A 14326-nucleotide genomic window follows, 5' to 3' on the forward strand; every position below is an offset into this window, starting at 1 on the left:
TATCGCTATGAAGATAACTTTTGGATTTGTTGAGTAAAGTAATCTTGCTGATGGTTGAGTTGAATCGCAATTTCTAAGCCTTTCTGGTAAGATGCGATCGCATTGGCGGTATCTTGCTTATCTGTGTACAATTCTCCCATCTGCTTGTATGCTTCCATCAAACCATAAAAGTCGGCGGCGATTTCTTCTGTCTCTAAAAGAATTTTACTAGTTTCCAACGCCGCATCAATTTGTCCTTGGGAACGATATATTGCCACCAACTTTTGCAATGCTTCTCCCGCAGTCGCATACTGCTGTTGTGCCCAAGCAATCTGATAGGCTTCTTGGTAGTTCTTAAATACTTCCGGTAACAGTTCCGGGTTTGATTTTACTAACAGTTCGTAGTCGGATGCGATCGCTATTTTGATTCCGGGTACCAAAATCGGGTTATCCTGAGCATAAATCCCAGCTAACTGATTCTGAATTTTAATCGATTCCTCTGGTAGTCTAGCTTGTTGGTACACATAAGCCAATTGCTTTAAATAATTAACTTGGTTAACTCCCTCACCCTTAGCTGTCGCTATCCCCAACAATTGTTGGTAGGTAGTGGCAGCTTTGCCATAATCAAACCAACTCATATGCAAGTTAGCGATCGCATTCAAAACTTCAGCCTCACTCATACTACCTGGTTGTTGTCGCACCCGACCCAAAATCTGCTCATATACCTCAATTGCGCTTTTAGGCGATCGCACTTTTTGATATCCTTGGGCTAGGCTTTGCAAAGTCTCTAAATCTGTATCCGCGACGGTTTGTTTTTGAATTTTTTGCAACCGCTGTGTAATATACTGCACCTGCAACCGCTCGTTATTTTGCCAAGCAATTTCCCCAACTCTCCCCAAAGCTTGCAATTCAGAGACGTTACCCAAATAACGACGTAACCGTAATTCTCGATTCCAAGTATCAAAAGCACCAATTTTATCTCCAGATTGAAACAGGGTATTTGCTTCCTGGTTCAAATTATCCAAAGCCGTCTCCAACTCCCGCAATTCCTGGGTAGTCAGAGGTTGTTTCCCCCGATTCCCAGGCAGTAACGGGTCAGGTGTGGTAATTTCAATTGGATTAGGAGGAAACTTATCTGGAGTTGGTGTTTTTTTGGGTGCCGCCAGTACAGAATTACTAAAAACCAAGACTAAAGCGAATGTGATGCTGATTGTAGAACGATTTAGCATAGGGAATTGGGGATAATACCATTTACCATGACGACATCTATCTCAAAATTCTCCTGTAAAACTGACGAAGTTAACCCAGCACTTTTCCTTGCAGGGAAAGTAACTGTTGACATCCTTAAGCTTTAAAATATTTATGTGAGATGTTGAGTACAAATAAAAATCTATATAAATGACACATTCTACAGATATTGCCACCTTAGCACGGTGGATGTCCGCTGATTTTAGTAACCAAGAACAAGCTTACGAAAATCCACCTTTTTTTGCCCACATCCGCGTTTGTATCCGTCCCTTACCCTTTGAATTATTTTCGGAAGTGGGTTTATTTTTAGAACAAGCTTATGATTTTGCCCTGAATCAACCCTACAGAATGCGAGTGATGAAACTCACCACAGAAAATGATCACATCGCAATCACCCATTTCACAATCAACGAAGAACAAAACTACTATGGTGCATCCCGTGATTTGTCCCGTTTAGCCAAACTCTCGGTGGACGAATTAAAACCAATGCCCGGTTGTAATATGATTGTCCAATGGACTGGTAAAAGTTTCAAAGGTCATGTGGAACCAGGAAAAGGTTGCCGTGTAGTGCGCGATGGCAAAGAAACCTACCTAGACAACGAATTTGAAATCGATGAACAGGAATTTTTTAGCTTAGACAGAGGACGGGATTTAGAAACCAACGAACATGCTTGGGGTTCCATTGCTGGTGCATTTCACTTCCGACGGTGGCATAATTTTGCCGAGGAAGTCAAATTAGGTTAGGAACTACTTTGCCAAGAAGGTAAAACGCGGTGTGAACTTTTCTCCCGCGTTAGGGTTCCGTTTTGTGACAAAAAGCGATCGCTAATCCGACAAACCTACACTGCATTCAGCAGATCGTAACTCATCGCAACATATTTAGAATTATTACTAATAAGTAGCAATTTTTGATCATGTATCTAGAAGAGAAAATATATCTTCTAATTAAGATTCTAAATTTTCTATATTCCCCACCAATATATACCATACCCAGCTTTATTCTTTCTGCTAATATAAGATAAATTCTCATTTAGATTAAATAAACTCTTGAATTTATCAGAAATTTGACAAAGAAAAATGACAAAAATTCATCACAAACAAGAGCAGAAGAGCCAAAACCAACTGGGAAAAGGATTTACCTATTGCGGAGGGACACCAGAAACTACTAAAACAGAAGATAGTTTTGGGGAAAAAGCAGACGTAGAAGAAGTCCAATCTTTCTCATTAAGTCTTGCATCTGTGGGAGAACGCTTAAAAATAGCTCAAATTCACGCTTCCAACAGTACCTTATCCCAGTTAAGCGAAATGGGCTTGCTTCCGGGTGCAGAATTGGAAATCCTAAATATTATCAACGGATCAGTCATATTCTCAATTGCCAACAATCGCCTTGGTTTAGGTGCAAGTATGGCTCAGAAAGTTATTTGCACTAAATATTAGCAGTAGTTTTCAGCTACTTTAGACACATCTCTCATGGGATTTTGCCAATCACCTGCGGCGTTATTTTTATGAAAATATTTATCACTAATCAAATTCCTAAGTAAGTAGGCAGAAATAAACCGAACTACGTAACAGAACGTAAACTCACCTCAAACCCTTACCCCTACTGCCTACTGCCTACTGCCTACTGCCTACTGCCCACTGCCTTGTCTTAATTACAATTTTCAACACCCACCTACTTACTTTCGCCATTCTTAACCCATTAACCGAATTGAGGATTTAAAAATCTTGATTTTAACCAAAGAAAAGCTGTGGAGTCGCCGCCAATTAATAAAAATGGGATTGGTGGGTGCAGGTGCAGCGACTACAGCCGCCGTATGGCAAGCTTTGAATGCCCAAGGGAAGTTACCCAAAATACCACCTATAGAACTACCCACATCTTTGGGGGCTACCAACCCGATGAAGGTGGTACGAGACTTTGAATATGGGACTGTTACAAAGGAAAATGGACGTACAGTCAGAGAATTCCGCCTCACAGCCGGAACTTCGGAAATTCAACTCAATACCGCTGTTAGCTACAATATTTGGGATTTAAATGGACGTATCCCCGGACCAACATTAAGGGCAAAAGCAGGGGAGAGAATTCGGGTTTTATTTTTTAACCAAGGTGGACATTCCCACTCTCTGCACTTCCATGGTGTTCACACTGCGGAAATGGATGGTGTGCGCCCAATTGCCAATAATAAAGCAACCATCTATGAATTTGATGCTGAACCATACGGTGTGCATCTTTATCACTGCCATATTGAACCAGTCACCCGACATATTTCTAAAGGGTTGTATGGCATGTTTATTATAGATCCACCCAAAGCCAGACCCCCAGCTGATGAAATTGTTTTGATTATGTCTGGGTATGATCCCAATGAAGATAACCGTAATGAATTTTATGCTTTCAACGGATTACCTCATTATTTGATGAAAAACCCGATTCCTATCTACCAAAACCAGTTAATTCGGGCATATGTTCTCAATATTATAGAATTTGATCCAGCGGTAACTTTTCACCTGCACGCAAACTTCTTTGATGTGTACCGTACTGGAATGACAATGACTCCTAGCTATAAAAGCGATGTCATCACCATGGGTGTGGCAGAAAGACACATTTTAGAATTTAGTTTTCGTTATCCCGGCAAGTACATGTTTCACCCGCACCAAGATTGGATAGCCGAAAATGGTTGTATGGGGCAATTTGAAGTGATTCCAGAGGATGTAAAGGGAAAGAAAGCTTAGAGCTAGAAGTGAAAAGGCAAATAAAATCACTCAGTATCATAGCCAAATCAGAAAAATTATTAATTTCTATCTATATTTGACTAAGCTAGTTGATAAAAAATGTCATTCTATGCAAAAGTAAAGCTACGACAGAGCGTCATATTATCAACACTAGTTTCAGATACCCTTCAGGAGCAAAAATGAAAAAACTTCATTACATATTTATGGCAGTGGCAGCTTGCACTGTCGTTTCCCTCAGTTCCTGCAATGGCAACACACCAACTGCTGAAACTTCCTCATCTCCTGTAGCAGGTGTAACTAACCCAGCAACAGAAGCTGCAAGTCAGAATGGACATAGCGGACATGGTGGGAAGCAGATTAATATTAACGATGCGATTTTGTCAGAATTGGATAAGTTAGAAGGGAAGTTGGGGATTCCGGCACTCTCAAATAAAATCCAAGCAAATCGTCCTTACAAATCTCCTGAAGAGTTGGTAACTAAGAAGATTATTTCTCAAGCACAGTTTGATCAAATTAAAGATTTGGTGACAATCAAAGAGATTGTCTTGGAAGGTGAAGCCAAAGACGTAGATTATATGACGAAATTGGGATTGATGAAAGGACACCTGTTGGTGGCAAAAGAATTATTAGATCAAAACCAACCGAAACAGGCAGAACCACATATTGGACACCCAGTGGAAGAAATCTATGTGGATGTGGAAGAACAACTAAATGAGCGCAAAGTCAAGGAATTCAAGACAACCTTAGTCAGCTTGGAAGATTTGGTCAAATCTAACCCCAAATCAGATAAACTCAATCCTGATTTTAAGACTTCTATGCAGTCTGTGGAGAATGCGATCGCTGTTTTACCAGAAGGGCAACGTAACAAACCTGCATTTGTTCTCCAAATTATCAATGGATTATTAGATTCCGCTAATTCTGAGTATACAGCAGCCGTAGCAGGTGGAAAAATTTCTGCACCTATAGAATATCAAGATTCCCGTGGCTTCGTTATTTATGCTCAAGAACTTTATAAAGGAATTTCTGCCCAAGTAGCTAAAGATAGCCCAGATGCAGATAAAACCATTACCACCGCAATGGCAGATTTAGTTAAAAACTGGCCCGCAGCTATTCCCCCAGCAGCAGCAGTTAAAACCCCTGAAGAGGTGACTAAACTTGTCAAAACTATTGAGTTAGAATCTCAAAAACTCATAGATAAAGGAAGTACCCAAGCCCAGAAATAGATTAGCAAAAAGGAGTTAGAAAAGTTGAATTCTCATTACTCCTTAGGGACTTCCGGGAAAATAAAATATCAATTTGTAGGGTGTGTGACGCTACGACAATATGATCCTGGAATGATTAGTATTTGTAGCGTCACGCACCAATGATAACTACGGTTAGATTGGTACGTTATTAAAAAGCAAATCCCTTACCGCACTTAATTTTTTTTTATTTAACATTGAACAGACTAGTAATTTAATCAAAAAAAACAATGGACTTTAGTACCGCTTTACCTACTTTTGTAATTACACTCCGAGAAGGGGTAGAAGCAGCCCTTATAGTTGGGATTGTGCTAGCTTTACTCAAAAAAGCCAAGCAATCGCGGCTGAATATTTGGGTATATGCCGGGGTCGGTACTGGAATTGCCCTTAGCGGCTTTGTGGGGATGCTATTGACTTGGGCAACCAAAGCCCTCAGTGCTGCAAACCCCCAATATGCATCAGTTACAGAAGTTGCCCTCGAAGCTGTGTTTAGCCTGATTGCTATTTTTCTACTCAGTTGGATGCTGATTTGGATGACAAAACAAGCTAGATTTATGAAAGCCCAAGTTGAGGGTGCTGTGGGTAACGCACTCTCACAAAATACTGGCTGGGGAATTTTTAGCTTAGTCTTAATTGCCGTGTTGCGAGAAGGCTTTGAAACGGTTTTTTTTGTTGCCGCCAATTTTCAACAAGGTTTTATGCCAGCTTTGGGCGCTTTGGGTGGTTTGTTAACTGCGGTTGCCATCGGTGTACTTATGTTTAAATGGGGCATCAAAATTAATATTCGGCAATTTTTCCAAGTTATGGGCATTTTTTTAGTATTTATTGTTGCTGGCTTAGTCGTCACAACCCTACAACGCTTTGATGAAACCATAGCCGCCCTTGCTTCTGCTGATCGCGCATCTGCAAGTCTTTGTTTTTATTACGAAAGATTTACAAAAATCCATTCCTGTATTTTAGGTCCAATGGTTTGGAATACTGCCAAGATCCTTCCCGAAGAAAATTTTCCTGGTGTAGTTTTCAGCGCTTTATTTGGCTATAAAGAGCACCTCTATCTTGTTCAAACTATTGGATATATTGTATTTTTATTTACGGTTGGAGGGACATATATACGTAATATTTCTAATAATGCCACCCCAAAAAGAAATAAGGTTGCTCTTTAGATCAGATTTGAGAAAATAGAGAGAGGAAAACTCGTAACTCAAAGCAATTTTGAGATCTTTGCCATTCCCTGCTCTCTGTTCCCTTCTAGGTAAAATTTAGGAGTCCTGAGTATAGAGAGGCTCTCAGAATTGGTTCCCAACTTTTAGGCTGGGAAGTATTCAGGGCAAAATCTATGTCTTCTCTCGTAGGATGGAGGAACGGCGTTGCTTGCTACTTTCAGAAGCCACTACGTGTCTACCCACAGGGTAGTAATCCCACAACCTTCAATATTAACGAGTTGATGAGATTGCCACGCCCCACTACCCTAGCCTTCTCTTCGAGACGCTACGCGAACGGCAACCCCTTCTGGGAACGGGAACGTCTTCGACGAACCTTACGTAAGCGCTATCGCGCACGCTAAGAGCGAACGCAATGACAAGCAAAAAAGTGGGATGCTCCCTAGCCCCATAGGGGTTTAAAGCCCACACAATACATATTGTCTTTTACAGCAGAATTTGCATAATAAATTGACCGAAAAATTGTTTTTAAATATACATCTAAAATTCAAAACATACCAGTATTAATACTTTTGCAGGCAAGTACTATATAATACATAATAAAAATATTGATATCTATCTAAAGATAGATGATTTTTTTTTGACAAGATGCTGCTATGATTATCCATTATTGAAAAATAAGTATAAAAACATATGCATCATCAAGACAAAAGCATAGTTAACTTTGCGGTTTAGATAATGATTTTTTTTAAAAAAGCTCAACATGAAAGTGGTAGATCTTGCCACCAGTTAAAATGAAACAAGTTTTCCCATTATCAATCGCCCAGATTACAGATATACATCTGTTTGCAAATGAGGATCAAAAGCTGCTGGGAGTACCAACCATGGAATCACTAGGTGCAGTAATTGAATACTTACAAATGCATGAGCAAGAGTTAGATTTACTATTATTGACAGGTGATTTATCTGGAGATGGGGAAAGTGAATCCTACGAAAATCTGCGAAACTTATTATCTCCACTGCAAATACCAACCTACTGCTTACCTGGAAATCACGATCATGCGATCGCAATGTCGGAATTTTTAAGTTTTGGCTTAATTTCCCAGCGTAAATCCTTTGAGCGGGGTGGTTGGAATTTTATCTTACTTGATTCTTCAGTTCCTGGGAAGGTGCATGGTCATTTATCTCAGGAAACCCTTTTTTGGTTAGATTCCCAATTAAAGGCAACTAAAGACATACCTACCCTTATTGCCTTACATCATCCACCATTCTTAGTTAATTCCAGTTGGTTGGATAGTAGCAGATTACAGAATCCAGAGGAATTATTCGCAGTTTTAGATGCTTATCCCAAAGTAAAGCTGGTACTATTTGGGCATATTCATCAAGAATTCGAGAAACACCGTCAAGGTGTAGGCTATTTGGGAACACCATCCACCTGTATTCAGTTTCAACCTGGGAGTCAAGATTTTACCCTCGATCCTATTTACCCAGGGTTTCGTTTGCTCAAGCTTCACGGAAACGGAACTTGGGAAACTTCTGTTCCCAGAGTTGCCTTTGAGCAGACATTGGAATTAACAGCATTGGGATATTAAGTAGGTAGATAGGTTAGTGTTGAAAGTTGTCGTTGTGGGGAGTCAGTAGTGAGTAGCGAATAGTGAGTAGGAGTAAGCGCAAACATTTCGGGGTTTTTGCTTCCCAAATCTTTCTTCAAATTGGTGTAATTTCGTATCTAGTTTTGCGTGACTACTTTGATTTCCTGCTTCAGCGGAATCTCAATCAAAAATTCTGTTCCCTTACCCAAGGTAGAAAAACAGGTTAGCTTACCGCGATGCTTCTCCACAATAATTTGGTGACTAATAGACATACCGATTCCGGTTCCTTTACCTATAGCCTTAGTCGTAAAAAATGGATCGAATATTCGAGGCAGAACATCTTCAGAAACACCAACTCCGTTATCTGCGATCGCAATTTGTATCCATCGTGCATCAATAATAGAAGTCCGAATTATAATTTGGACATGATCCTCTTGAATTAATTGAACCTGAGGTTTTAACCTTACCTCTTCTAATGCATCGATTGCATTTGCCAGAATATTCATGAACACCTGGTTTAGCGAACTTGGGAAACACTCAACATTAGGTAAATCACAATAGTCTCTCAAAACTCTAATTTCCGGAAAATCTGGCTTTGCTTTGAGACGATGTTCCAAAATCGTCAGTGTGCTATCAATTCCCTCGTGAATATTCACTGCTTTTAGTTCAGCTTCATCTATACGGGAGAAATTTCGCAATGATAGGACAATTTGTCTGATACGCTCAGTACCGATTTTCATAGAAGAAATAATTTTCGGTAAGTCTGCTTGAATAAACTCTAAATTATCTTCTTCGCTTAAGTCTGGGATTTCTATAGGCAGAGTTGGACAATAATTTTGGTAGGCTTCCAGCAAATTCAATAATGTATCGGCATATTGTTCTACGTAAGTCAAGTTGCCGTGGATAAAATTTATCGGATTATTAATCTCGTGCGCGACACCAGCAACTAACTGACCCAAACTCGACATTTTTTCTTGTTGAACTAATTGAGTATAGGTTTGTTTTAGTTTTGTCATGGTTACTTCCAAAAGTTCGTTCTTTTGTTCCACCTCCTTCATGGCTATTTCTAAGAGTTTATTCTTTTGCTCCGCTTCCTTCGTGGTTATCTCCAAAAGTTCATTCTTTTTTTCCAGTTGGATTTTAGATGTAAAAATCTGGCTAAAACGAGCAAGCAAATCAAAGCTCCGATAATAACTTAAAAATCGCAAAGCGATAATAACCGTAAAGCCGTCTGCTAAAGTTTGTAAAACTAGGGAATAGGGCAACCCCAGTCCCTGTAAACCGTGGAAACTATGACCAAAACCACAACTCAAAAAAATAAGAGCAACCACAACTATCAGGGGATCAATACCAACTTCCCGATTGCGCCAAATTCCCAAAGCCACACCCCAGGAAATGGCAAAATAGGAACAAGCAATAATAATATTTTCACCAAGTATTAACCCAGTAAGTTGTGTTGCTTCTAAACTGTGGTGCATAGCCCTTATTTTAATGAAAAGAATTTATATTGTTAAAGTTCCCTCTTAATCACCCACTAATAACAAAATTCTTCGCAGATTTTTTATATCTATCCAAAGTGATCAGATCAACCTCAGAACCACGATTGTAGAGACGTAGGACAAATTTAAATACTGCCTTTGTCTGAGTCGCATACCTAACAGTTTCGCATTTACAAACCCACTAGCCCAGTTAGTGAATCAAATATCGCTTTCCATAACTACACTATTTAACCATCACAACCAACTCCAGCATCTCCACCACTGTCACCAAAACCTCCAAACTCGCTGCTACTACAGTCGTGATGAGGGTGGTAGTTATCAACAGAATTGATCCATAAATCATCACTAACGCCACCATCAATATAAACTCCAGGAGAGCGGCGATATCCGTCTTCTCGCATCGAACGTCTAAAAGCGCCAATAAAAATTGAAACAATCCCGAAACCTGCGGCACCAAAAACTAAGATGAGGGGTAAATGTGAGATCATGTGCATCTAAACACTCTATATGTTTTTCTTTACCAAGTAACAAGGGTTCAAAGCCCCTGCCTTGAGGCAGATAGTTTTTGGGGCGGGGTTTGAATCCCTGTCTCAAAAACGAACTTATTACTTATTACTCATTACTTATTACTTACTCAATTGGTGATGTTGGGGTTCAGCGGGATACGCGCAAGTGTGATTTTTTGTGCAGAAACCCAGTTGATGGGGGAATTTTTAACTATATCGCCGTAAGTCCCCCATTGAATTTGGTAATCCAAATCAGTGGCGGGATATAAGGCGGGAAAAACCGAAATCGTTCTCAATCAATACGAGGCATAGCCGAGTGAGGGCGGAGAACATTTGAGGTTTTTCCAAATATTATCTATGAGATAGATGAAGAATCCCGCTTGTTTTTTTGATAGAATATTGGAATCTTGACCATCAATGCCATAAGCGAAAACCAAGCTAATAGGTATACGTTGCAAGAATAAAGATTTGGGTCTTGGGAACCAGGATTCCTGCCCTTGGAGGATGTCAGACCAATAGAATTACGGAGTTCTGGAGGCTATTCCCGATGAATTGGGAAGCCCACACTGTACCGTTGGCGTTAGCCTGCCGCAGGCATAGGTCAGTGTGTGGTAGTTCACTCAAATAACTGAGTCAAAAACCTGTTGAGCGGTTAGATTCAACTGTGGGAAAGTAGGCGATATAATCCGGTCATTACCTCTAAAGGGTGTCATTTGATACTCACCATCAATTAGTTCGCATACAAAGATAGTAGGTTGTTTGGGATTACCGACAAACTTACGTCCACCTAACGCTCTATAATCTGTAATCCAGTATTCTGGAATAAGCATGTTTTCATAATCAGCAAACTTTTTATAATAATCATCTTGCCAATTAGTTGAAACAACCTCAACAACTAATGGTACGGATTCGGGATAAATAAGCGTGGATTGTTTTTGCCATAAAGGTTCATTTTTAAGGTTATCGCGGTTGACAATCATGACATCAGGGATGAAAGCCGATTTAGCTGATGGTGGTTTAACTAAACCCGTTTTGGGGATGCGGTAGGGTAGCTTACAACGTTTAAATTCGGCTGCAATTTCTTCCGTTATAAAACCCAAAACGTCTTCATGATCACCAGTTGGTGGTGGCATCTCAACAATTACTCCGTCGTATAGCTCATATCGTTTCCCGTCGCTGGGGAAACATTCAATAAATTCTTCAAAGGTATATAACTCTTGTAGTGGTAGTTTTGGAGTCATAAAAATTACTCGTAGAGTTTATTTAAACTATTCATACTAGTTATTATTGTTTTACAAGCTTCTATTATTTGGTTCTTTACTAAAGCAATATATTCGCTTTTTTCCTTATCTAACTCTAATAATTTATCTGGATTCCATTGTTTTCTTTCTGTCTGATCAATAGGGAAAATATCTGTTTCAGAATCTATTCCTCTTAATATCAAGAATTCATTTGGTGAATCTTCCAGATACCTTTCAAGATTTACCAATGTACGACATCCGTATAATAAATCTATGTCATCATTGATTATTTTTGTTGCAACTTCAATAATTTTTACTTTTATCCCTTCCATTGCTTGATTCTTAATCTCAGAATTGTAGCTATGTTTTCTAGTTTAATGAATCCACGCAAAATACTTGAATATATTGTAGGTTGGTTAGAGCGGAGCGAAACCCAACTTTTACCGGGTTTGTCGGGTTTTGCTTCACCAAACCTACAATTGGGACTTTACTTCCAATTAAAAACATCTAGATGCTCTATCAATAAGTTGTTGTCGATAATCATCTAAACTTTTAGAATCACAAGGTATGGATATTGGATGAACTTGGATTAAATATTTCCAATCATTTACATTTTGATCGTCAAGTAACATATTTGGCTTTGGTAGAAAAGCGACAAATAGGTCTGATATATTAAGTTCTTCAGCAATCATTCGCGCATAATCTGCTCCGCCGGAACTCCAGCAGTAAAGCATAGCACCTTGTTGTTTAAGTTCTTTAATATGGTTTATCGTTGCCGGAATACGAATATGCTTACCACTACATGTACGTATAAGCGTATCATCTACATCAATATAAATAGTGAATTGTTGCACACATTTAATTCCGATGATTATTTAAATTCAAAGTTGTCTGAACTCCTTCCATATTGAAAGATTTTCTAAGATATGTAAAATTCTAAGAAAAGTCTCGCTATATATTCCCGCATCTTTAAACAATCTCAAAACTATAAAATGTCGCGTCCCATAAATGGTTGCAAAACTTCAGGGATTTTGATGCTGCCATCAGTTTGTTGATAGTTCTCTAAAACAGCCGCCATTGTGCGTCCAATTGCTAAACCGGAACCATTGAGGGTGTGAACAAACTGGGTTCCCTTTTTACCTGCTTCCTTAAAGCGAATGTCTCCGCGACGTGCTTGGAAATCAACAAAATTAGAACAACTGGAAATTTCCCGATATTTACCAGAGGAAGGCAACCAAACCTCAATATCGTAGGTTTTTGTGGAGCTAAAACCAATATCACCTGTGCATAAGTCAATGACTCGGTAAGGTAATTTTAAAGCTTGGAGAATTGCTTCGGCGTTGTTGAGGAGTTTTTCCAATTCATCAAAGGAGGTGCTGGGATGGACAAATTTTACCAATTCCACCTTATTGAATTGATGTAAGCGAATTAATCCACGGGTGTCTCTTCCGGCACTACCAGCTTCTCGACGGAAGCAGGGTGTGTATGCACAGTGGTAGATGGGTAATTCTTCAGCAGCGATAATTTCACCGCGATAGAGGTTGGTAACGGGGATTTCGGCGGTTGCTGCTAGCCATAAATCATCCTCAGCACATCTAAAGCTATCTTCGGCGAACTTCGGTAATTGCCCAGTCGTGGTGAGGGATTCGGTATTAACTAAAACTGGTGGAGCAATTTCAATATATCCAGTAGCAATGTGGGTATTGAGCATAAATTGAATTAATGCTCTTTCCAAAGCTGCACCTGCACCAACTAAGGTAACAAAGCGGCTTTGGGCAACTTTGACAGCGCGTTCAAAGTTGAGAATTCCCATTTTTTCACCAATTTCCCAATGAGGGAGAATTTGTGGGTTTTGGGGAAGGTATTCGTCACCCCAACGTCTAACTTCGACGTTATCATCTTCACTTTTCCCAATGGGTGTGGATTCACTGGGTAAATTGGGAAGTGCGAGGAGAAGTTGATAAATTTGCTCTTTAATTTCCCTACCTTGGGATTCAACTTCGGCAACTTGAGCTTTAACAGTTTTTCCTTCTTCACGTAGCGCGAAGATTTCCTCACCCTTGGGATCAGAACCAGCTTTAATTTTTTGGGGAATTAACTCGGCAATTTCGTTACTACGAGCCTGCATTTTGTTCTTTGCAGCTTCCAATTCCCGCTGCTTAGTATCTAATTCTAATATGGGTTGAATCTCAAAAGTTGACTCAGCGCGATCGCTTAATCGTTTCTGGACTAATTCTGGGTTCTCCCGGATCTGTTTTATATCTAACACTTACTTTTTCTCGATATTTTTTTGAATAATTTTAAATACATAGAGAGAGACGCGACATGTCTCGTCTCTACAGGGTTGGAAATTTACTGTAGATGTTATTAACCATTAAAATTTTAACCTCTCCCTGCCCCCTGCCCCCTGCTCCTTTTCTTCTTCTGCCTTCTCTTCACTTCGTAATCTTGTTTAGCAACCAAATAGATCCGAGTAATCCGGCAAAGTGAGCCGAAACTGTATTTGTATTTGCCTGTACAACAAGAATATCCAAAGGTTGAATCACCCGACTGGGATCAACTTGGGTAATTGTTCCAGGTATAACTTGGGAAACGGTGAGGGATTTTGTTAATAATATCCCGACAATTGCCTGCGCTCCCACCAAAGTTAAGAGAATTCCCACCAAATGCACTACAAGTCCGAGACGCACAACTTGGACGGTTTCTATTTTGCGGGGACGATTGCTAGGGTTGCCAGAATCTAACTGTCTACCGATACGAATATAACGGAAGGAAATAAAAAGACCTATTCCCAAAGCCACCAACCCGGTGATGGCAAAAAACACCCCAATTCCAGCACCAGAATTATTGACTGTACCGCCAGTGTTACGAGGTATACTAGCGAACAACAAAATTCCCCCAGAAACGATACCAAGTGCCAACTGTGACCAAAAAGTAATCCAACCTGTGAGTCGGAACAATTTAGCGATCGCTTGAATTTGCGACGATGACGACTGGTAGTCGGACTTTTCTGACATACAAAATCACCAATGTGCTAGGGGCTAGATTATATTACAGCAATTGGTCTAGTTTATGAGCGCTAAGTTTTGAATTCTTCTTGTTTGTGCTGCTGTATTTACAAATCCAAACACCA

At 39.8% G+C, this 14326-nt stretch carries 15 protein-coding genes; 7 read left to right on the plus strand and 8 right to left on the minus strand.

Going from position 1 to position 14326, the window contains the following annotated elements:
- Positions 1–5 precede the first annotated feature (5 nt).
- Positions 6–1208: a tetratricopeptide repeat protein gene (locus CAL6303_RS08375; protein WP_015197409.1), complete on the minus strand. Its 1203-nt coding sequence runs from the start codon at positions 1206–1208 to the stop codon at positions 6–8.
- A gap of 169 nt (positions 1209–1377) precedes the next feature.
- Here CAL6303_RS08375 and CAL6303_RS08380 point away from each other — a divergent pair, with 169 nt between their 5' ends.
- The 7 genes from CAL6303_RS08380 (at position 1378) to cpdA (ending at position 7947) form a co-directional block, all read left to right on the plus strand.
- A complete protein-coding gene (locus CAL6303_RS08380; protein ID WP_015197410.1) occupies positions 1378–1971 on the plus strand; it encodes a chromophore lyase CpcT/CpeT in 594 nt (197 codons plus the stop codon).
- Positions 1972–2304: 333 nt separating this feature from the next.
- A complete protein-coding gene (locus CAL6303_RS28405) occupies positions 2305–2664 on the plus strand; it encodes a FeoA family protein (RefSeq protein ID WP_015197411.1) in 360 nt (119 codons plus the stop codon).
- A gap of 336 nt (positions 2665–3000) precedes the next feature.
- A complete protein-coding gene (locus CAL6303_RS08390) occupies positions 3001–3954 on the plus strand; it encodes a multicopper oxidase domain-containing protein (protein ID WP_051036780.1) in 954 nt (317 codons plus the stop codon).
- Between the two features lie 179 nt (positions 3955–4133).
- A complete protein-coding gene (locus CAL6303_RS08395) occupies positions 4134–5177 on the plus strand; it encodes a ComEA family DNA-binding protein (protein WP_015197413.1) in 1044 nt (347 codons plus the stop codon).
- A 248-nt stretch (positions 5178–5425) separates the two neighbouring features.
- Positions 5426–6358, plus strand: a complete 933-nt coding sequence (locus CAL6303_RS08400; protein ID WP_015197414.1) for an FTR1 family iron permease — start codon at positions 5426–5428, stop codon at positions 6356–6358.
- 173 nt (positions 6359–6531) lie between these two features.
- Complete coding sequence (locus tag CAL6303_RS29830) at positions 6532–6759, plus strand: hypothetical protein (protein WP_144051013.1); 228 nt, start codon at positions 6532–6534, stop codon at positions 6757–6759.
- A gap of 390 nt (positions 6760–7149) precedes the next feature.
- Positions 7150–7947, plus strand: a complete 798-nt coding sequence (gene cpdA, locus CAL6303_RS08405; RefSeq protein WP_015197415.1) for a 3',5'-cyclic-AMP phosphodiesterase — start codon at positions 7150–7152, stop codon at positions 7945–7947.
- A 137-nt stretch (positions 7948–8084) separates the two neighbouring features.
- Here cpdA and CAL6303_RS08410 read toward each other — a convergent pair whose 3' ends face one another.
- From CAL6303_RS08410 to CAL6303_RS08445, 7 genes are all read right to left on the minus strand, one after another.
- The gene (locus tag CAL6303_RS08410; RefSeq protein WP_015197416.1) at positions 8085–9425 is read right to left on the minus strand and encodes a sensor histidine kinase; all 1341 of its coding nucleotides are present in this window, start codon (positions 9423–9425) and stop codon (positions 8085–8087) included.
- 248 nt (positions 9426–9673) lie between these two features.
- Positions 9674–9940 (minus strand): hypothetical protein, encoded by a 267-nt coding sequence (locus CAL6303_RS08415; RefSeq protein WP_015197417.1) that lies wholly within the window; start codon positions 9938–9940, stop codon positions 9674–9676.
- A 632-nt stretch (positions 9941–10572) separates the two neighbouring features.
- Entirely contained in the window at positions 10573–11193 is a 621-nt protein-coding gene (locus CAL6303_RS08425) for a Uma2 family endonuclease (RefSeq protein WP_015197418.1), read from the minus strand.
- A gap of 5 nt (positions 11194–11198) precedes the next feature.
- Complete coding sequence (locus CAL6303_RS08430; protein ID WP_015197419.1) at positions 11199–11525, minus strand: hypothetical protein; 327 nt, start codon at positions 11523–11525, stop codon at positions 11199–11201.
- A gap of 165 nt (positions 11526–11690) precedes the next feature.
- Complete coding sequence (locus CAL6303_RS08435; RefSeq protein WP_015197421.1) at positions 11691–12047, minus strand: DUF705 domain-containing protein; 357 nt, start codon at positions 12045–12047, stop codon at positions 11691–11693.
- Positions 12048–12178: 131 nt separating this feature from the next.
- Positions 12179–13462 (minus strand): serine--tRNA ligase, encoded by a 1284-nt coding sequence (serS, locus tag CAL6303_RS08440; protein ID WP_015197422.1) that lies wholly within the window; start codon positions 13460–13462, stop codon positions 12179–12181.
- 166 nt (positions 13463–13628) lie between these two features.
- Positions 13629–14210 carry a DUF3611 family protein gene (locus CAL6303_RS08445; protein ID WP_015197423.1) on the minus strand — a complete coding sequence of 194 codons (582 nt, stop codon included), beginning with the start codon at positions 14208–14210 and terminating at the stop codon, positions 13629–13631.
- Positions 14211–14326 lie beyond the last annotated feature (116 nt).

Source organism: Calothrix sp. PCC 6303, from assembly GCF_000317435.1.
Taxonomy (GTDB): domain Bacteria; phylum Cyanobacteriota; class Cyanobacteriia; order Cyanobacteriales; family Nostocaceae; genus PCC-6303.

Coding starts and splice junctions, on each gene's coding strand:
- CAL6303_RS08375 (WP_015197409.1), bottom strand. CDS start 1,208: ATGCTAAATCGTTCTACAATCAGCATCACATTCGCTTTAGTCTTGGTT.
- CAL6303_RS08380 (WP_015197410.1), top strand. CDS start 1,378: ATGACACATTCTACAGATATTGCCACCTTAGCACGGTGGATGTCCGCT.
- CAL6303_RS28405 (WP_015197411.1), top strand. CDS start 2,305: ATGACAAAAATTCATCACAAACAAGAGCAGAAGAGCCAAAACCAACTG.
- CAL6303_RS08390 (WP_051036780.1), top strand. CDS start 3,001: ATGGGATTGGTGGGTGCAGGTGCAGCGACTACAGCCGCCGTATGGCAA.
- CAL6303_RS08395 (WP_015197413.1), top strand. CDS start 4,134: ATGAAAAAACTTCATTACATATTTATGGCAGTGGCAGCTTGCACTGTC.
- CAL6303_RS08400 (WP_015197414.1), top strand. CDS start 5,426: ATGGACTTTAGTACCGCTTTACCTACTTTTGTAATTACACTCCGAGAA.
- CAL6303_RS29830 (WP_144051013.1), top strand. CDS start 6,532: ATGTCTTCTCTCGTAGGATGGAGGAACGGCGTTGCTTGCTACTTTCAG.
- cpdA (WP_015197415.1), top strand. CDS start 7,150: ATGAAACAAGTTTTCCCATTATCAATCGCCCAGATTACAGATATACAT.
- CAL6303_RS08410 (WP_015197416.1), bottom strand. CDS start 9,425: ATGCACCACAGTTTAGAAGCAACACAACTTACTGGGTTAATACTTGGT.
- CAL6303_RS08415 (WP_015197417.1), bottom strand. CDS start 9,940: ATGCACATGATCTCACATTTACCCCTCATCTTAGTTTTTGGTGCCGCA.
- CAL6303_RS08425 (WP_015197418.1), bottom strand. CDS start 11,193: ATGACTCCAAAACTACCACTACAAGAGTTATATACCTTTGAAGAATTT.
- CAL6303_RS08430 (WP_015197419.1), bottom strand. CDS start 11,525: ATGGAAGGGATAAAAGTAAAAATTATTGAAGTTGCAACAAAAATAATC.
- CAL6303_RS08445 (WP_015197423.1), bottom strand. CDS start 14,210: ATGTCAGAAAAGTCCGACTACCAGTCGTCATCGTCGCAAATTCAAGCG.